Origin of the sequence: Candidatus Albibeggiatoa sp. nov. BB20 (assembly GCA_016744725.1) — a bacterium.
Taxonomy (GTDB): Bacteria; Pseudomonadota; Gammaproteobacteria; order Beggiatoales; family Beggiatoaceae; genus Albibeggiatoa.
Window position 1 is genome coordinate 1 of the sequence record JADGDW010000031.1, and the last position, 19,881, is coordinate 19,881.

The following is a 19,881-nucleotide window of genomic DNA, read 5'->3' on the forward strand; positions in this document are numbered from 1 at the left end:
ACGTTAGCAAATATTGAGGTTGTTTTGGATAGCGCTGACACCGTTATCACGGTATCTCCACACTTAGTCTATTTGACGAAAAAAGCAGCAAAAAATAGATAAATAAAATTAATAAAGGTAGGAACAAAAATGAACTTATCCCCAAATACCTACTATCAATATTGATTATAAACACGCTGCTTAACTAAAAAGATTCCATCTGAGATTGATTTATTTTGCAAACTTCTTTAGGATACACATCTACGTGTCGTTGCAGATCACTGCAAATGACCTAAGTACATCATTTTAAGTCATTTCTAAGGTAGTAGATTAGACCACCCAGTAATTGTATAAATATAAGCCTCACTTGGCGTACGGGCTGGAATAATTCTCTAATGTCGGAGATTAAATCACCATGAGTGAACACATTGTCGTTGTTAAAGACGACTCTTTTGAGCAAGAAGTATTAAAATCCAATACACCCGTTTTAGTTGACTATTGGGCAGATTGGTGTGGTCCTTGTAAAATGGTTGCCCCACTATTAGATGAAATTGCTCAAGAATATGTTGGGAAATTAAAAGTTGCTAAATTAAACATTGATGAAAACCAAGCAACACCACCAAAATATGGTATCCGCGGTATTCCTACTTTGATGTTATTCAAAAATGGAGCTGTAGAAGCAACTAAAGTGGGTGCAGTAAATAAATCCCAATTGACTGCCTTTATTGACAGTAATATATAATTTTATAATCAATACGTAATACTGCCAAGTGTGCTTTATTTTATACACAGGACATTTTTAATTTAAGTATGATTTTCCAATGATAGGGAAATCGAAGATATATAAACATTCGTTCTGTGTGTAAAGTCATTGACGATATAGTTGTTTTTTTTTATAATTTACCTGTTCGTATTGCATCACACCAACAATCCACAGAGAATACGGCATTTCCTAACACACCTACACACTGCTGCACTTGACTTAAGAAGTGCAATAACCGTAAGTAAATCCTGTGGCAAGCAAGTATTTTGTGTAATCTTTAATTGATTCATTCTGCAACTTTGCACTTTGTGATGGGTACGGTTTACAATATTACTTTGTCTTAAACTGACCGATCAACATCAATATTTCATTCCAAACATCACCAACTCTACCAAGGCATCATGTCTGTTATAACACCATGAATCTGACAGAACTCAAACAAAAAACAGCATCCGAGCTAATGCTATTAGCTCAAGAACTAGGACTAGAAGGCACTGCAAGAGCCCGTAAACAAGACGTTATATTTGCCCTACTTAAAGCCCATGCGAAAAAAGGCGAGGATATTTTCGGAGACGGCGTATTAGAAATTTTACAAGATGGATTCGGTTTTCTGCGTTCATCCGATAGTTCATACTTAGCAGGCCCTGACGACATTTATGTTTCCCCCAGTCAAATCAGACGCTTTAATTTACGTACTGGGGACATGGTATCAGGCAAAATTAGACCGCCGAAAGATGGTGAGCGTTATTTTGCGTTGCTCAAAGTCAATGACATCAATTTTGAACACCCTGAACTGGCTAAAAACAAAGTTTTATTTGAAAACCTTACACCGTTATTTCCAAATGAGCGTTTAAATCTGGAAGTCGGCAACGGCAGTACCGAAGATTTAACCCCGCGTATTATTGACCTTATATCACCGATTGGTAAAGGCCAGCGTGGTTTGATTGTATCGCCACCAAAATCGGGTAAAACCATGATGTTGCAGAATATGGCTCAGTCCATTGCGCATAATCATCCTGAATGTTTCCTCATCGTCTTATTGATTGATGAACGTCCTGAAGAAGTGACTGAAATGGAGCGCTCCGTAAAGGGCGAAGTCGTTTCTAGTACTTTTGATGAACCTGCCGCGCGTCATATTCAAGTGGCGGAAATGGTGATTGAAAAAGCGAAACGTTTGGTTGAGCATAAACGCGATGTGGTGATTTTACTAGATTCTATTACCCGCTTAGCTCGTGCTTACAACACGGTTGTCCCATCATCAGGTAAAGTTTTAACAGGTGGTGTCGATGCTCATGCTTTACACCGTCCAAAACGCTTTTTCGGGGCAGCACGGAATATTGAAGAAGGTGGCAGTTTAAGTATTATTGCCACAGCTTTGATTGATACCGGCTCTAAAATGGATGATGTGATTTACGAAGAATTTAAAGGTACAGGTAATAATGAAATTCACCTAGACCGCAAAATTGCTGAAAAACGTACTTATCCTGCGATTAATATCAATCGTTCGGGCACTCGTCGTGAAGAGTTATTGCTCAATCAAGATGAAATGCAACGGGTTTGGATTTTACGTAAATTATTGCATCCAATGGAAGAGATTGCGGCTATGGAATTCTTACTTGACCGCTTGAAAGTCACTAAAACCAATAACGCCTTTTTTGACTCAATGAAGCGTTAAAGAGTAATGGTTGTCACCTCTCTGACCTCTGTTATCATCGTCAATTACAATAGTGGCCAATATTTAGCCCAATGTGTGACGGCGGTGTTAGCTTCAACTGTGCTTGTGGAAATATTTGTGGTGGACAATGCTTCAACTGATGATAGCATCCAACACTTACGTCAAGCATTGCCTGTTGATGCGCCTGTAACAATTGAACAGAATGCCCAAAATTTGGGATTTGCTAAGGCAAATAATCAAGTATTGGACAAAACGAAAGGTGACTATTTATTATTTCTCAATCCAGACTGTTTTATTGAACCTGATACCGTTGCACAATCCCGTGTGGTAATGGATGCCTATCCCAATGTGGGCATGGCAGGTGTCATGGTGTGTAATCCTGATGGCTCAGAACAAGCAGGTGCTAGGCGCAGTGTGCCTTCGCCATGGCGTTCAGTGATTCGGATTTTACATTTAAATCAATTGTTTCCTAATCATCCACGTTTTAAAAGCTTTGTTTTGACTCAAGAACCAATACCAGATAAACCCATTGAACTAGAGGGTATTTCTGGTGCATTTATGTTCGTTCGTGAAGCTGCATTGGAACAGGTTGGCGGTTTAGATGAAGGCTATTTTTTACACTGTGAAGATTTAGACTGGTTTATGCGCTTTCGGGAGCAGAATTGGAACATTTTATTTGTCCCTCATATTAAAGTCACCCATATCAAAGGTGCGTGTAGTGACAAACAGCCTGTTGCAGTGCTATGGTATAAACATAAAGGTATGGTGCGTTTTTACCGTAAATTTTTCCAACAGCATTATCCTTGGATTGTCATGTTGATGGTCATTAGTGCTGTGTGGTTACGTTTTGCTATGTTGGCGACCTTCAGCCTTGTGACCCGTAGAGGAGGAAAATCTAAATGATTGTACGTTTCAGTGAACATCCCGGTTGTTGGGAAAGACATTTACAACGTCAATATAAAAACCCTCTGTTTGCTCACTTGGAATATGACATTTCGCAAATGGATGTCGAAGATGCACAACGTCGTGATGAAAAAGAACGGCAAATTTTTCAAACAGACTTTCAACATTTATTAGAAGAAGTGGCTAATTTACAATCTCAAGTTGAAGCTGAAATTGTGCTAAAACTCAAAGACAGAATTGATGCTTTGTATGAACAATGTGCAGGCTTAGGCGGCGATTTTTCTCAAGCCAAGAAAGGATTGCGTAATTTAAATGAATTGATTATGCAGGCGATTTTATCCAGTGGCGTTGAAAGCGATGATTTATTAGAACGCTTAGATCATGAAAAAGCAGCACGTCAAATGCACTTTTCATTACTGGAATATCCTTTTATTGCCCATCTGTTACACCCAAACTCACCTATTGGTGAAACTGACATTGTGCCCTCATTATTGACTGAAGGTGACGCATCATTACGCGCGGCAATGAGCTTATTTGAAACCAAGCAACAGAAAATATTGTGTGAAGAAGGGCGTAACTTATTAACCCGTTTGAAAGAGCTCGGCTATGATTTACCCACAGCGTGGATGCGTTTAGCCTCGATGGAACAGCCATTGTATAAAGCGAGTTAATTATTTTTTATTCAGATTGGGTATGGGGACTCGTAGTTATAGCCAATTTCGATTTGTAAGGACTGGCAGTCCTTTTATACTTTAAATATCAATCATTTTTAAAATCTAGGACTGCCAGTCCTGAGAGATAAAATTCACGACAATAAGTTTAAGTATTAAAAACAACTACCAACGATAAAAACTGTCAGGATTGTAAATGTGATAAAAATCGCCTCTGACTAAACGAGGTAAGGATTTATAAGCTCGACCTTGAGCATCAATTAACACTTGTTGTAAATCAATTTCGACTTCTTCCATTTCTTCTTCATCAGGAATATGTGTATAGGATTTTTCCTGCACTCCTTCGACAATTTCATCAACCCAGCCAAACTTTTGGGCATCACTAGCAAATTCTATCCAATCTCCTTCTGCACTATTTTTGTACATGGATTGGACAAACTCTTCTAAACTTACGCCCATTTTTTTAGCCACAGGGGTTAGTAATCGTTCTGACCATTGTTGGATAAATTTTAAGGATTCATCTAGTTGGGTGGTATTACCCATTGCAAAGCCTGACATTTGATGATGCACAATCAAAGCATTTGGATAAGCGAATGAGCGTTCTGCCAAAGCGGTAATAATCGCACCCATGCTGCCAGCAAAGCTTTTAACCAACACATAAACAGGGGCTTCACTGTGTTTCATCACTTCTAAAATCCGCGCACCTTCCATCACTGAGCCACCCATACACTGTTCGATGACAATGAAAATGGGATATTCGATACTTTCATTATTATAGAAATGAATATGTTTTGTCACAAAATCAGTAGTTTGACTGTTAATCACCTCATCCAATACGATGCGCCGATTGCTGATGACCAGTTTTCCATCTATCACAGGATTGGCTAAATATTCAGGCTCTTTGATTTCATCAAATAAATCATTGAGCTCTTTACGGCGTAATAATTGTTCACGCAACTCATTTTCTAAACTCAGCTTTTCGCTTTCAGATTCGATTTTAGCCAGAATCCGCTTTTTCTTCTGCTCAAAAACTTGATTTTGCAATTCCAACCGTTCACTTTCGGCAGTCAATCGCGCTATTTCATTCTTGATTTTTTGTAAGGCTAATTCATTGTCTTGTCTGAGCTTCAGGATTTGTTTTTGATGAGACTGTACATCATCGCTATAAAGCTGCTCCAAAGTCACACTAACATTGGCTTCCAGTACTGCCAGCTCAGAATCAACTTCTGTTTCTGTATCCTTAGTTAACTCTTGAATAGACAGTTCGCTCGATGGCATTAAATCTAACACCGAGCTTGTGATATTTTTATCCTCTGCATACGCAGTATTGGATAAACACAACAATAAAATAATCCAGTATTTCATCGCAAAACATTCCTAAATAAGCCCGTCATCAACATTAATTTTTAGTTTAGCATGAAACCTATAGCCCTGCCTAAACTGTGTCTACTTGTGAGATTGGCGTAATTTCAAATCGCTCAACCTTCGTAAAGCCGCGTGGTAGCTTGTGTCCGCGCTTGGTTCGAGTGTCAGTATAAAATTCAACGTCCCGAGGCTTCAAAGTCAACTGGCGTTTGCCTACATGTAAGCGAATATCATCACCCAGCTTTAACGCAGATAATGCAATCACTGTTTCAGCCGCTTTTACGGGAATATTCAATAATTTAACCCCTTTTCCTTTGCCTAAGTTTGGCAGCTCTTCCAACGGAACGATTAATAAGTGGCCTTCACTGGTTGCCACAATATAATGATCCGCATTTGGCGGGATATAGACAGGAGGTAAAATTTTTCCGTCTTGTGGTATGGTTAATACCGCTTTGCCGTTCTTATTCTTGGTTTGTAAGTTACCAAGCGTGGTGATAAATCCATAGCCACTATCAGTTGCTAGCAAGTAACGCAATTCTGAATTGTCATCGCCTAATAAAATGTGTTCAAAAGTTGCACCATTGGGTGGCGTAAAACGACCTGATAATGGCTCACCTTGGCCACGTGCTGAAGGCAAAGTATGAGCAAGAGTGCTATAGCTACGGCCGCTGCTATCCAAGAATAGGGCTTGTTGGTTGGATTTGCCCTGTGCATAAGCGGCGAATTGATCGCCCGAACGGAAGCTCATATTTTCAGGTTCAACCTCATGGCCTTTGGCCGCCCGTACCCAACCTTTTGCCGATAGAATTACCGTAACAGGTTCTGAAGGTATAAAGGCTTTTTCATCATAAGCTTGTGCTTGTTCTCGTTCCACAATAGGGGATTTACGTACATCGCCATATTTTTTCACATCGGCTTTAATTTCTTTAATGACTAATTTTTTCAGATTGGCTTCTAAGCTTAATGTGGTTTGTAAGCCTTCTCGTTCAGTGGATAATTTGTCTGTTTCGGCTTGGATTTGAACTTGTTCTAATTTGGCAAGCTGGCGTAGTTTTAAGTCTAGGATTGCTTCGGCTTGAATATCAGTTAAAACAAATTTTTGGATTAAAACTGCTTTGGGTTTGTCATATTCTCGAATCACTGCAATTACTTCATCAATATTGAGATAAGCGATTAATAAGCCTTGTAAAATATGCAGGCGTTTTTCAATTTTATCCAAGCGATATTGCAAACGTTTTTGAACCGTATCCACTCGAAATATTAGCCATTCGCTGAGCATGGTTTTAAGATTTTTGACTTGTGGCCGACCATTTAAACCCACCACATTCATATTGACTCGATAGCTACGTTCTAAGTCTGTAGTTGCAAATAAATGTGTCATCAAGGCTTCAGCATCAACCCGATTGGAACGTGGCACAATCACCACTCGGGTTGGGTTTTCATGGTCTGATTCATCTCGAACATCATCAATTAATGGCAGTTTTTTGGCCTGCATTTGGGCAGCAATTTGGGTGATGATTTTTGAACCCGAGGTTTGATAAGGCAGTGCGGTAATAATAATGTCGTTATTTTCGCGACTGTAGCAAGCTCGCATCCGCAGTGAACCACCGCCTTTTTCATACATTTTACGTAATTCATGGCTGGGAGTAATGATTTCGGCTTCGGTTGGAAAGTCAGGGGCTTTGATAAATTTGCACAGTTCATCTAGGCTGGCTTCTGGTTTTTTGAGTAAAAAAATACAGGCTTCTGCAACTTCGATTAGGTTATGCGGCAGAATATCGGTTGCCATGCCCACAGCAATACCGGTGCTGCCGTTGAGTAGTACGTTAGGTAGTCGGGCTGGCAGTAGTTCGGGTTCGTCTAGTGTGCCATCAAAATTGGCTTGCCAGTTGATTGTGCCTTGTTCAATTTCTCCCAGTAGTACATCAGTGAATGCGGCTAAACGGGCTTCGGTATAACGCATCGCTGCGAATGATTTGGGGTCGTCGACTGAGCCCCAGTTTCCTTGGCCGTCAACGAGTGGGTAGCGGTAGGAAAAGGGTTGCGCCATTAATACCATGGCTTCATAGCACGCAGTATCACCATGAGGGTGGTATTTGCCTAGTACATCGCCGATGGTACGGGCTGATTTTTTGTATTTGTTGTTGGCTTTTAAACCCAGTTCTGACATGGCATAGACAATACGCCGTTGCACAGGTTTAAGTCCATCACCAATATGTGGCAGTGCACGATCCAGAATCACGTACATTGCATAGTCAAGATAGGCTTGCTCAGTAAATTGGTGTAATGGAATTTGTTCTATTTCGTTGAAGGTGTTTTGCATAAAAGTCTTTGCGGTAATCTGTGGAGGATGGGCTGATTACGGAAGAGGGATTTAATAACAATCAGCAGCAATAGTCAATTCTCAGTTAGTAATGGACTATTCATTCATTGGCTTAATATAGTAAATTTCCATTTAAGTGATTCAAGTAAAGTTCTGTTAATGAGTCCCACACCTCATTATTTTCAGGAACATCACTAGAGTTGTTGCAATTAATGGAAAAATTTGAGCTTTGTTTTAAAATGCCCAATATGGAACAAGAAAGTTATCTTATTGCCGATTTGCTTGACCCACAAGAACCTGATCTTAATTGGGATGATGACGATTGCTTACGATTTGAATATCACTACGATGTGCTGCCCAATAGCGTGTTTTCACGTTTTCTGGTTCGCGCCCACAAATACATCTCACAAAAAACTTACTGGCTCACAGGCGTGATGCTGGCACATGAAAATAATAAAGCCTTGATTAAAGCTGATATTGAAGACAAAAAATCATGATTTCGGTCAATGGTACAAACCAAACGCGACGGGTTTTACTTGGCATTATCCGCAGTGAATTCAAAGTGATACATGATAGTTTTGCCAAACTGATTATCAAAGAACTGATACCGTATGAAACCACCCATATCACTTACAATAGGTTGTTGAAATTAGAACAAAAAGGCATTAAAACTGAATATTTAGACGAAATTGACGAAAATATTGATGTACAAGAATTATTAAACGGTTTAAGTGATTTTGAAAATCGAGAACAAGAACGCAAGGAAAAACACATGACCGATGATAGAAGTATTCATTTTCATGGCGATGTAAAAAATCTCAATATGAATACAGGCGATAAAGCCAAACAAGACATGACTGTCAACGAAGCGGGAGAGAACAAAGATGAAGAAAAACCCGAATGGGCAGGACATTGGAAACTCACATTTCAAATTTTAGCCACACTTGCCATTATCGCTAGTGCAACAGCAGCATGGTCTATCTTTTTTAGTGAATAACAACTTTGAAAAATTTATAACTCCACTTTTGTTTTTGCTATAATGAAATAAAATCAAATAATTATTAAAGAATATGCAAATAGTTGTTGAATTGCCAGAATTTATCCGAAGAGCAACAGACTTAATTTCAGAACATAAAAAACAGGCAATTATTAATTATTTATCTGCTCACCCTCAAACAGGAATAATTATACAAGGTACTGGTGGAATTAGAAAAATGCGTTGGGCATAATGAACTTGCTAAATTTATTCAATTTTTAACAAAAAATTATGGTATATAAAATGTCTGATTTTTTCAAAAGTATCTCTCAAGGCATGAAAGAAGCAATTGACTATTCTCAAAATCAATGCCCTCAAGCGATCATTCACGAATTTTCAGCAACAGATGTAAAAAATATTCGGGATCAAACTGGAATGAGTCAAAATGAATTCGCATCAACATTCGGTATTAGTGTGAGCACATTACAACATTGGGAACGAGGTAAACGCTGTCCTCAAGGAGCTGCTTTAGTATTGCTTAACCTTATAAAAAAAAAACTGAACTGCTTCTTGAATTACAAACGTATAAATAACATCAGTTCGCCTTAAAACTCTAATAACAGTGTATTAAAAAAAAATATGCAATTAAAGCCCCACTCTATTTTACTCATATTATTCATTTTTTCTCCCACCGTGGCCGCAGAAGATAAAAAGGCCATCTCCGTTATTGTTGCACCCGTCATACAAGAAAACATCATTGACACTATATCAATCTTAGGCACAAGCCAAGCCAATGAATCTATTGATGTTACCTCAAAAATAACTGACATTATCAATAAAATTCATTTCAAAGAAGGCCAATGGGTTAAAAAAGGCCAATTGTTGGTACAACTCGACGATGCGGAACAACAAGCATTATTACAGGAAACCGAAGTCAACCTAGCGGAACAACAACGCGAATACAATCGCCTAAGCAAATTGGTCAAACAAAAAGCCATTTCCAGCTCACAACTCGATGCACAACTATCACGCCTCAAAGCCGCCAAAGCCCGCATCAAAACCGCCAAAGTCCATATTACCGAACGCAAAATTATTGCACCATTCAGTGGAAAACTGGGCTTACGATACATCAGCATGGGCGCATTACTCCAAGCCGGAGATGTCATCACCACACTTGATGATATACAAAAAATCAAACTCGACTTTACTATCCCCGCAATCTACTTAGCCAGCTTACACAAAGGCTTAAAACTCACTGCTACCACACAAGCCTATCCTAAACGCCTGTTTTCAGGACAAGTGACAACAATAGATTCACGCGTTGATCCCGTCAGCCGAATGCTGAAATTACGCGCCATTATGCCCAACAAAGATGAAGCCTTACGCGCAGGTATGTTACTTACGGTCAAATTAAATTTAAATCCCCGTCAAGCCCTAATGGTTTCAGAACGTGCATTAGTACCTATTGGTAGCCAACAATTTGTTTATGTCATCACCGATGCACTCATTGCAGAAAAGCGTTTAATTGAAATTGGCCAACGTCAAGTCGGTAAAGTCGAAGTGACACATGGCCTTGCTCTGGATGAGAATGTAGTGGTTGAAGGCACATTACGCCTCAAGCCTAATACAGCGGTCAAACTCATCACAGCATCGCCATAAAAACCAGCTATACTATAAATCAGTTTCTCAGAGAGACCCTTTAGATAGTGCGATAGTGGCATTTAGCAGAGCACTTCAATTTATTTTTCACTATTTAAATACTGGGGGAAAAATATGCTAAAACTATTATTTCTTTGTAGCTGTATTGCTTATGCAACGAACAGCTTTGCGGCTGAACATAACTTAATTTCATACCCAACAGAGCCGCAACTATTTGCTGAACAAGATGGTATTAAATATCTATATGCTGATTTTGTATTCCCATTCAATAGTGCCCAATTAACTGATAATTCAAAGCAATTTTTAAACAATATGGTGCAAGCAATTCTTAAAAATCAAGATAGAATTATTAAAATTTATTTAGTGGGTCATACTGATTCCATTGGTAATCCAGAGTATAATTTACAGCTTTCTGAACAACGTGCTCAAGTCAGTCGCCGCTATTTGCAACAACAAGGTGTTCCAGAAAAGCTATTGCAAATTCAAGGTGTTGGCGAATCAAAGCCTTTTACCAGCAATGATATTTATGAAGGACGTGAACGCAATCGTCGGGTTGAAATTACCTTAGCCATTCATTGAGCTGAGCAGAATTTAATATGGATTTAAATATACTAAAAGAGTTCCAATATATTGCCAAAATGGCGCATGAAAATGCAAAAAACAAAGGCTTTTGGGATGGTGAAATAAAACAGGGCATCCGCCGCAATGACGGGGAAATGCTGAGTTTAATTCACGCTGAAATCCATGAATTATATGAAGCTTTGCTTGACTCTGAGCGACTGAGCACTAAAATTTACAACTCAAAACAATGCCAAGATATATATGAATATGAAGAAGAACTGGCTGATATTATAATTCGCTTAGCAGATATGGTACTAAGCCACCATTGGCCAATTTGGGACTATTTTGAATTTGGGACAGAAAATCTGTTTTATAATAAAACCCTAGAACAATTGCATAATCTTGAAGACGTTCCGATTTCATCTCATCAGCGTGATTTTTTGCGTGCGAATATCATCTGTAACTTTTTTCACAGTTGCTTAGGACAAATCACTGAGGCATTACGAGAACCGCAACAAGCTATTGAATTAATCTGCATCAAATTCGCCTCAATGGTGCGCATGATAGCTTATTTAGAAACTCAATATGGTTTTCGTGTGAATCAGGCAATTGGCTTAAAGCTGGAATATAATAAGCAGCGGCCATACATGCATAACAAACAATTCTAACTACTTCACTACAGATAATTAAACCAATATGATAAAAAATGATTTACCACTCAATATTCCTTTACTTGATAAAGGTTTTGTTGAATTACAGGACTTTATGGGAGATGACCTTGCTATTGTAAATGCTGCACGAGTGTCATTTCTCGGCGAAAGCAAAGGTGATGTGAAAGATAAAAAATTGCTCAATTACTTATTACGCAATGCGCATACCTCACCGTTTGAAATGGTTGAGTTTAAATTGAGAGTGAAGTGTCCTTTATTCGTTGCACGGCAGTGGTTAAGACATAGAACTTGGAGCATAAATGAAGTTTCGAGGCGCTATACATCTGAAGAATTAGATTTTTATATCCCAGAGACTTGGCGATTGCAATCGACTGATAATAAACAATGTAGCGGCGGCGAAGCAGAGCAGGAAAACCAAGCCCAATTTACCCAACAAATGCAGCAACATGTCGACAATGCTTTAGCGACATATCATCAAATGGTCGATGCAGGCATTGCCCGTGAACAAGCACGAATGGTATTACCACAAAATATGTACACCACTTTTGTTGGCAAAGTCGATGGACATAATTTAATGCACTTTATGCGCTTGCGTATGGATGAACATGCTCAGTATGAAATCAGAGTGTATGCAGAAGCCATTTACCAACATTTCTTTAAAGCGGTGTTGCCTTGGTCAGCGGAAGCATTTGAAAAATACGTGTTACAAAAATCTTAAATTCTGTAATGGCCTGATGAGTTTTGTGCTTGTCAGGTTGTTCAAAAAGACTAATCCATCACAATATTTATTTAAAATCCATACTCAATTGTAGCCATAAACTTCGCCCCGGTTGTTGATGTTGCAATATATCTGCACCGCGTGACTCTGAATGATAGTAAGTTTCATTTAAAACATTTTTAAGCCCAATATCAATCCCAATAGCGCGATCTAGCCATTTTTGCTGAGCAATATTCCATGTCAAATCCCATAACCAATAAGGCTTAATTGTATAAATATCACCTTGATAAGAGGTATCAACACTGCTGTGATAAGTACCCACAATTCCTAGACTATGTGTTGAATTTAAATTATACATCAGAGCTAAATTAGCTTTATGGCGTGGAATATCATAAACCCTCTGAACAAGCCCCTCTTTTTCAGTTTCAAGTGTATCCATATAGGTATAATTAAGAAATCCATTTAAAGAATGATACTTAAAACTTAAACGATTTTCCAAGCCACGAGATAAAAATTTTCCGCCATTATTATCAAAAGCCGTTATATCATTTGCCACAATTTGGTTGGTGGCCTGATTATCAAAAATGGCTAATTCGTTTTTGAAATGTTGTCCAATATACTGATGCCATGCTAACTCATAAGTATCCATTTCCATTGGTTGAATATTAGGATTGCCACTTAATTCAAACACAGTCGGTTCACGAAACGATTTACCATATAAGGCTTTAAAAATGGTTTTTGGCGTGGCTTTATACACCAAGCCATAACGCGGTAATAATTTATTATCGTAGCGTTGATGTTTAACCAATCGCATCCCCAAAGTTAAAATCAATTTATCATCTAACCAATGGGTTTGATCTTGAAAATACAGACTCCATTTATCATTTTTAAAGGCAGGCTGATAATTTGCCTCTGTTAATACAGGGTGTTTACCTTCTACTCGCGACCATTGCGTACTCACAACATCTGTTTTGGTATAAATTAAACCGCCTGTTAAAGTATGCTTTGGTTTTAAACGATAAATGCCTTCAAGAGAAGCGACATGCTTTGTTGAGCCATCGCTATTTTTATTACTGTAAAAGCCACGATATGCTTGTACATCTTCAAATGTTGCCTCACCACGTAAAGTTTCGCCTGTGTATGGATTTTCAATTGTCCCTGTTGACTCAGTGTGATTACCCCAGAATTTTTCCCAGTAGTAACGATACTCGGCCTTGAGGTCTAATTTTCCATCCAATAAATTGCTTGCCTGATAACCAAAATAAGGCATGGCTAATTCACGGTAATCCTCAGATAAATTATAATCCCATTGCACTGAAATTGTGCCACGCCCCGAAATGTTTTTATAATATTCCAAGCCTGTATACAATCCTTTATATTCTAAATTCAAACTAATAGGGAGTGCAAGTGAATCATTGCCATAGCCATATTCATTAGGAAGATGACGATAACTATTATTGTCAGCCTTTGGTGAAACGAGAGCTGTGTTAGAAAGAAAATCTGTAAAATCGGCTTCTTGAGAACGGTAATAAGAAACAGAGCCACGGGCTTTGAAATCCCCCCAACTTTTCCCGAAAACTAAATCAATGGTTTTACTATCAAATGAATCGTAACTCACGCGAGCTTCAATTCCATCAATTTCTTCAGGCGTTTTGGTAATAATATTGATTAATCCGCCGACCGCATTTGCGCCATATAATGCAGAAGCGGGTCCTGCAATAATTTCTATTTGTTTAATATTATGGGTTCTAAATTGATTGCCAAAAAAGGTTTCGCCTGCAATCAGATTATTCATTTCCTTCCCATTGATTAAGATCAACGATTGTGCAAATGAGCCTGTAAAACCGCGCTGCCCCCCTTGTAAAAAGAAATCATTATTGGAAATATCAACGGAGGGCACAATGGCAAGCACATCTTTTAAATCACGTAATCCTAATTTTTTGATTTGTTCTTCGGTTACGACATAAATAGTGGCAGGAGCATCTTCTGATGTTTCAAGATATTTGCTGGCACTCACAACCCTAACATTAAATAATTCTTCTAGAGATAAATCCAGTAAATCATTGATGATAAGATTTTGAGCTAAAGCTGGATAACTCAAAGCAAACATGAGCATTATATAGAATAAGCTGCGCATACTTATTTCTCCCCATTACCAAAGTAAAATTTTGCAATTCTATAGCAAATGCTTTAGAAATTGTCATATCATCTTGGCTATTTTTAAGATGCTTGTTTTGCCTGTTGCTGTTTGATAATCGTTGCAAAGCAAAATAGTACTTGATTACCAACTAAGAGCAGCTAAAAAGGCACTGGGTTATACTAGGGGGCTTTCTCATTAAACTAGTAATAAATTGAATTTAAAGGATAAAATGAAAATAACAACTTAAAACGCATGATTTTTATAAGTGATTGGTAATTAGAGAATTTTTAGGGCTTTTAAATTTAATTAAGAACGCTCTCTAGGTGTATAGAAGTAAGGAGGAATTGTAATGAAAACCCAAATGCAGTTTCAAAAAGGGTATAGCTTACCAGAGTTGATAGCGGATTATGGAGCAGAAGAGCAATGTGAAGAAGTATTGTTTAGTTGGAAATTTCCTAACAGATATATATGTCCAAAATGTGGTACGAGAGAATATTGTAAACTAAAGAGTAGGAAAGTATACTAATGCAATAAATACCACCATCAATACTCTTTAACGAGTTAGACAATATTTGCATTAACCAAGTTGCCCCTAAGAATAGGGTTTCTGGCAATACATTTAATAAGCCAAGCGAAAACAGATGTATCAGCATTAGAGTTACACCGTCAGTTGGGTGTGTCATACACTGCATGGTCTATGAAGCAGAAAATAATGCATGTGATGAAAAGAAGCTAATGGGACTGATTCAATTAGATAATGTGTACTAGAGAGGTGCTAAGCATGGAGGTAAAAGGGGGCGGGGTTCATAGCGTAATGCTTGAACAATTTATATGGGTTAATACTATGATTGCTAATGTTAAAACTGCTATTATTGGGATATACCATGCAATTCAACATAAACATATTCCTCACTATCTAGCTGAGTTTTGCTACCGCTTTAATCGACGGTTTCAACTTGAACGTTTACTACCTCGTTTAGTTTATGTTGCTCTCAGAACTCCTCCCTTGCCTTATCGCCTTCTTATATTGGCTGATCATTATAGGTAAGCAGGAAATTTTTTGTTTTTTAATATATTTCAAACTCCCTAGCCTATTTGAGAAATATTTGATTTTTCAAATAGTTAAATCTTAGACGATAGGGGTTTTCAAAAGCTGTCCGAAGGATAGTTTGTTTTAATCACTCAAATTTTGTTGTTCGTGAGGCATTTAGAATATGTTGTATTTTTACGACCCGCCGATTAACAAGTATTTTTTAGTAAAATATGGTTTTGTACTATTTTCTGCTACATTATTCTATTTTTCTCTATTTAATCTTGCGATTGCCTCTCAGCCCAATATTCGAGAATCTGAAATCAAGGCAGTTTATCTCTTCAATTTTTCCCTATTTACCTCATGGCCAGCCAATTCTGATTCCAATGCGGGTAATTTTAATATTTGTGTTTTAGGTGACGATCCTTTTGGAAATAATTTAGATATTGCAGTTGCAAATGAAACGGTATCAGATAGACCTGTTGTTGTGAGAAGAATCTTACATTATAAAAATACAGATTTTTGCCAAATTTTATATATATCACAATCTGAGCAACCCAAACTCAAGAAAATTATGACTCACTTAGAAGGCAAGCCTATTTTAACTGTGAGCGATATTCCAAGTTTTGTGGTCAATGGCGGCATGATTGAGTTTTATCGGCGCAAAACCAAAGTGCGATTTTTCGTTGATCCTAAAACGGTTGTAGATGCTGGACTGAAAATCAGTTCTAAGCTTTTACGTGTTGCAAAAGTGGTACAGCATTAATCTCCACTGCTACCGAGATTAATTTAAAACTGAATTGGAGATAAATCGTGTTTAAATTGAATTTGTTATTTTTCTTAATTTTATATCTGTTTTTAAATACAAATGCTTATGCCACAGGAAAAGGAAATATTGCGTTCTTAAAAAATTTAGATATAGAAGAATTACTCGATGTAGATGTTTCACTAGATGATGCGTTTGATATTTTTGATGGATTAGTCAGTCATAAAACAACCTCAGTTGCCACAGGAACAAAACAGTATGCAGAGCGAGCACCTGCTGTTACAACTGTAATTACCGCACAAGATATTGAAGCAATGGGTGCAAGGTCATTAGATGAAATATTACAAAGCGTACCGGGATTACAAGTAACAACTAATTGGTTCAATATTCCTGTTTATACACTTAGAGGTATATCTTCGGGTTACAACCCAGAAGTATTAGTGCTTGTAAATGGTATTCGAGTCAATGACAATTTCTCAGGCGGTAAAGCACTATATTGGAGCGGCTTTCCTGTAAGTAATATTTCTCGTGTGGAAGTGATTAGAGGACCAGGATCAGCAGTTTATGGTGCTGATGCCTTCTCAGGTGTCATTAATATTATTACCAAAACAGCAAAAGAGATTGATGGGACTGAAGCAGGTGTTCGGTTAGGTAGTTTTGATACACAGGATACTTGGATTTTACATGGTAGTGAATGGCAAGGTTTTAATATTACTGCAATGCTTGACTTTGCCAAATCAGATGGACATCAACGTATTGTTGAAAGTGATGCTCAAACTGTATTTGATGGAGTATTTGGTACAAGCGCATCTTTAGCACCTGGAGAATATGGTTCAGAGTTAACAACCTATGACGCACGATTTGATATTTCTAAACAACATTGGCAGTTAAGAGCAGGATTTCACAAAGCAGATCAAATGGGTGTAGGAACAGGAAATGCGCAAGCACTTGACCCAACTAAGCCGTTAAATGAGGAAAGAACTAATGTTGATCTCACTTATCACAATCCAACAATAACAGATAACTGGGATGTTAAAGCACAAATTAGTTATTTTCGTTCCCATATTTTGGGCGATTATCAATTATATCCTCCAGGCACATTTATAGGTGTTGCTTATCCTTTTGGTTTTCTTGGACACCCTTCTTACACCGAAGATCATACCCAATTGAATTTGTCAGGTACTTATCGTGGATTTAATAACCATCAAATTCGTACAGGAGTAGGCTATGCATATTATGATTTACTGAAAGTGGGTCACGTTGGTAATTTTGGTCCAAATCCATTTACAGGAAATGATGTATTGCCAACAGAGCTTTTAAATGTAAGTAACACATTTGCTGCATATATGCCTGAGGTTGCAAGAAAGAATCAATATGCTTTTATTCAAGATACTTGGACAATTACACCTTCTTGGGAGTTTACAGCAGGTGTTCGTTATGATAAGTATTCTGATTTTGGTTCTACAACAAATCCCCGATTGGGATTAGTCTGGGAAGCTCAGTCTGATCTTATTATTAAATTACTTTATGGTGAAGCATTTCGAGCCCCCTCATTTCAAGAACTTTATAACCAAAATAACCCTGTTTCTAAAGGGAATCCAAATTTGGCTCCTGAGACAATTGAAACAAAAGAGCTGGTTTTTAATTATCGAGCAACGGACAATCTTCACTTAACATTAAATCTATTTCATTATGATATTAAAGGAAAAATAGTCTTAGAGCCGCTCGTTAATTCAGAATATAGTTATGCTAATGCTGCCAGTTGGAAAGGACAAGGTGGTGAATTTGAGTTACGTTGGAAGACCAGTGCAAAGTCTAGTTTACTATTTAATTATAGTTATCAAGATTCTGAAGATGGTTCTACAGGTGCAACATTACCTAATGCTCCTCGCCAAGCAATGTTCTTGCGAGCTGATTATTTATTAGGCTACAAATGGTATGTGGATACCCAAGTCAATTGGAATGATGGCTGGAAAAGAGCCTTTAATGATGCACGTCCTGATTTAGATGGTTACACCACAGTCGATTTAGTTTTACGTCGTAAAGACATCCATGAAGGAAAAACAAACTTAGCTTTCGGTATTCGAAATCTGTTTGATACTGATGTACGTTATCCATCTCCAGGACCTGATACCAGTGGGCTATTGAATGTACCTAATGATATACCTGGGGCAAATCGTTACTACTTCATGGAATTTCGTTATAAGTTTTAATTTAAGTTTTCATTGGGGAGACACTTAAGAATGACAAATCAATCTACTGACACAGAAATTGAGTTAGGCGAATTTTTCAATCAAGAATGGACTATCTATCGAAAAGTTGTTGACCTTAATCTCTTATCTCATAAAGAAATTGCAGCGACGTTGAAACAATTTTTAATAACACCTTATGAGCAGCCTATTTCATTACTCGATTTAGGTTGTGGTGATGCTTTGATTCCATCCCAAATTTTAGTAGATGTCCCTATTTCTAGTTATACAGGGGTTGATTTATCAAGTTTTGCATTAAGTTGTGCTAAAAAAAACATGGTTACCTGTCATTTTGAAAAAGATTTTGTTGAAGGTAATTTGACTGAAGTTGTAGCAAAATATCAGGGCAAGTTTGATGTCATTATTGCGGGCTATTCGATTCATCATTTATCTTTAAAAGATAAGCAGTCATTATTTATATCAGCAAGAAAAGCGTTGAAACAAAATGGTTATTTTCTTATCTATGATGCAGTATGCGAAAGTGGAGAAAAAAGGGAGGATTATCTTAAACGACACTGGGGAATGTATAAACATCCAAAGGTCACAGAAGCTGAACATAATTTAATTTATGATCATCTGAAATCTGATGATTACCCTGAATCTCTTGAAACCTTGGCAGAACTAGCAAATTCTAGTGGTTTTCAATCATCTCAAAGTTTATTTTGGGATAAGCATAAAGTTTTTAATTTAAGTGTATTTACAAAAGCAACAAAAACAGCTTTAGTCACAGGTGGTAATTCAGGTATTGGCTATGCCACAGCAAATCTATTAAAAGAGCAAGGGTATGAAGTGACTATTTCAGGTCGTAATCCAAAAAAGCTTGAAAAAGCCGCAGATGAATTAGGTGCTAATAAAATACTTGCTGATTTATCTGACCCAGAGGATATAAAAAAACTGGCTTCTCATTTTTTAAAAGATGGCTTAGATGTATTAGTTAATAATGCTGGCATTCCAATGCTTATGCCTATAACAGATATTACAGCCGATAATTTTAATGACATATTTAATATTAATGTTCGCGGTCCTTTGCTACTCATACAGGAATTACTACCTGCCTTGGAAAAACGAGAAGGTAGTGTTTGTTCTGTTTCATCTGTGGTTGCTACGGCAATGGGGACACCTGGAATATCACTGTATGCTGCCACTAAAGGTGCTGTAAATGCATTTACCCTCAATCTTGCTATAGAGCTAGCTCCCCGAAATATACGCATCAATGCTGTTGCACCAGGTCCAATTGATACCCCTATTTTTATGAAAACAGGGTTTGACTCAGAACAAGCAGAAGAGTTGAAAAAAGCAATGTCTTCTAAAATTCCTATGGAACGTTTAGGTACACCAGAAGAAGTTGCTGAAATTATTTTAGCCCAGCTAGAGTCAACCTATGTTACAGGTGCTGTATGGGTTGTTGATGGTGGTGTCAGCGTTGCTTAAT

At 37.7% G+C, this 19,881-nt stretch carries 16 protein-coding genes and 2 pseudogenes; 15 read left to right on the plus strand and 3 right to left on the minus strand.

Going from position 1 to position 19,881, the window contains the following annotated elements; translation table 11 throughout:
* Positions 1 to 394: 394 nt before the first annotated feature.
* The 4 genes from trxA to ABXH34_RS05405 all read left to right on the plus strand — a co-directional run bounded on the left by trxA (position 395) and on the right by ABXH34_RS05405 (position 3,991).
* Entirely contained in the window at positions 395 to 721 is a 327-nt protein-coding gene (trxA, locus tag ABXH34_RS05390; RefSeq protein WP_353570844.1) for a thioredoxin TrxA, read from the plus strand.
* Positions 722 to 1,160: 439 nt separating this feature from the next.
* Entirely contained in the window at positions 1,161 to 2,417 is a 1,257-nt protein-coding gene (gene rho / locus ABXH34_RS05395; protein ID WP_353570845.1) for a transcription termination factor Rho, read from the plus strand.
* A gap of 6 nt (positions 2,418 to 2,423) precedes the next feature.
* Positions 2,424 to 3,320 (plus strand): glycosyltransferase family 2 protein, encoded by an 897-nt coding sequence (locus ABXH34_RS05400; protein ID WP_353570846.1) that lies wholly within the window; start codon positions 2,424 to 2,426, stop codon positions 3,318 to 3,320.
* Positions 3,317 to 3,991: a hypothetical protein gene (locus ABXH34_RS05405; RefSeq protein ID WP_353570847.1), complete on the plus strand. Its 675-nt coding sequence runs from the start codon at positions 3,317 to 3,319 to the stop codon at positions 3,989 to 3,991. Before ABXH34_RS05400 ends, ABXH34_RS05405 begins: the two co-directional genes overlap by 4 nt.
* Before the next feature lie 165 nt (positions 3,992 to 4,156).
* Here ABXH34_RS05405 and ABXH34_RS05410 read toward each other — a convergent pair whose 3' ends face one another.
* Both ABXH34_RS05410 and parC read right to left on the minus strand, forming a co-directional pair.
* Positions 4,157 to 5,356 (minus strand): ClpP family protease, encoded by a 1,200-nt coding sequence (locus ABXH34_RS05410; protein WP_353570848.1) that lies wholly within the window; start codon positions 5,354 to 5,356, stop codon positions 4,157 to 4,159.
* A gap of 70 nt (positions 5,357 to 5,426) precedes the next feature.
* Positions 5,427 to 7,679, minus strand: a complete 2,253-nt coding sequence (gene parC / locus ABXH34_RS05415; protein ID WP_353570849.1) for a DNA topoisomerase IV subunit A — start codon at positions 7,677 to 7,679, stop codon at positions 5,427 to 5,429.
* Between the two features lie 248 nt (positions 7,680 to 7,927).
* On the opposite strand from parC, the pseudogene ABXH34_RS05425 reads away from it, so the two are divergent.
* From ABXH34_RS05425 to thyX, 7 genes and pseudogenes are all read left to right on the plus strand, one after another.
* Positions 7,928 to 8,676 (plus strand): annotated as a pseudogene (locus ABXH34_RS05425) (hypothetical protein).
* Positions 8,677 to 8,749: 73 nt separating this feature from the next.
* Positions 8,750 to 8,908 (plus strand): hypothetical protein, encoded by a 159-nt coding sequence (locus tag ABXH34_RS05430; protein ID WP_353570851.1) that lies wholly within the window; start codon positions 8,750 to 8,752, stop codon positions 8,906 to 8,908.
* A 50-nt stretch (positions 8,909 to 8,958) separates the two neighbouring features.
* A complete protein-coding gene (locus tag ABXH34_RS05435) occupies positions 8,959 to 9,264 on the plus strand; it encodes a helix-turn-helix domain-containing protein (protein WP_353570852.1) in 306 nt (101 codons plus the stop codon).
* A 30-nt stretch (positions 9,265 to 9,294) separates the two neighbouring features.
* Positions 9,295 to 10,314: an efflux RND transporter periplasmic adaptor subunit gene (locus tag ABXH34_RS05440; protein ID WP_353570853.1), complete on the plus strand. Its 1,020-nt coding sequence runs from the start codon at positions 9,295 to 9,297 to the stop codon at positions 10,312 to 10,314.
* A gap of 114 nt (positions 10,315 to 10,428) precedes the next feature.
* Positions 10,429 to 10,893, plus strand: coding sequence for an OmpA family protein (locus tag ABXH34_RS05445; protein ID WP_353570854.1), 465 nt, complete (start codon positions 10,429 to 10,431; stop codon positions 10,891 to 10,893).
* A gap of 17 nt (positions 10,894 to 10,910) precedes the next feature.
* Positions 10,911 to 11,543, plus strand: coding sequence for a nucleoside triphosphate pyrophosphohydrolase family protein (locus ABXH34_RS05450; RefSeq protein WP_353570855.1), 633 nt, complete (start codon positions 10,911 to 10,913; stop codon positions 11,541 to 11,543).
* A 28-nt stretch (positions 11,544 to 11,571) separates the two neighbouring features.
* Positions 11,572 to 12,264 carry an FAD-dependent thymidylate synthase gene (gene thyX / locus ABXH34_RS05455; RefSeq protein ID WP_353570856.1) on the plus strand — a complete coding sequence of 231 codons (693 nt, stop codon included), beginning with the start codon at positions 11,572 to 11,574 and terminating at the stop codon, positions 12,262 to 12,264.
* A gap of 67 nt (positions 12,265 to 12,331) precedes the next feature.
* Here thyX and ABXH34_RS05460 read toward each other — a convergent pair whose 3' ends face one another.
* Positions 12,332 to 14,401 (minus strand): TonB-dependent receptor plug domain-containing protein, encoded by a 2,070-nt coding sequence (locus tag ABXH34_RS05460; protein WP_353570857.1) that lies wholly within the window; start codon positions 14,399 to 14,401, stop codon positions 12,332 to 12,334.
* A 352-nt stretch (positions 14,402 to 14,753) separates the two neighbouring features.
* On the opposite strand from ABXH34_RS05460, the pseudogene ABXH34_RS05465 reads away from it, so the two are divergent.
* The 4 genes and pseudogenes from ABXH34_RS05465 to ABXH34_RS05480 all read left to right on the plus strand — a co-directional run bounded on the left by ABXH34_RS05465 (position 14,754) and on the right by ABXH34_RS05480 (position 19,880).
* Positions 14,754 to 15,452 (plus strand): annotated as a pseudogene (locus ABXH34_RS05465) (IS1595 family transposase).
* A gap of 166 nt (positions 15,453 to 15,618) precedes the next feature.
* On the plus strand, positions 15,619 to 16,200 hold the full coding sequence (locus ABXH34_RS05470; protein WP_353570858.1) for a TOL_0243 family YfiR-like periplasmic protein: 582 nt from the start codon (positions 15,619 to 15,621) through the stop codon (positions 16,198 to 16,200).
* Between the two features lie 47 nt (positions 16,201 to 16,247).
* A complete protein-coding gene (locus ABXH34_RS05475) occupies positions 16,248 to 18,413 on the plus strand; it encodes a TonB-dependent receptor plug domain-containing protein (RefSeq protein WP_353570859.1) in 2,166 nt (721 codons plus the stop codon).
* A gap of 30 nt (positions 18,414 to 18,443) precedes the next feature.
* Positions 18,444 to 19,880, plus strand: coding sequence for an SDR family oxidoreductase (locus tag ABXH34_RS05480; protein ID WP_353570860.1), 1,437 nt, complete (start codon positions 18,444 to 18,446; stop codon positions 19,878 to 19,880).
* Position 19,881: the final 1 nt, after the last annotated feature.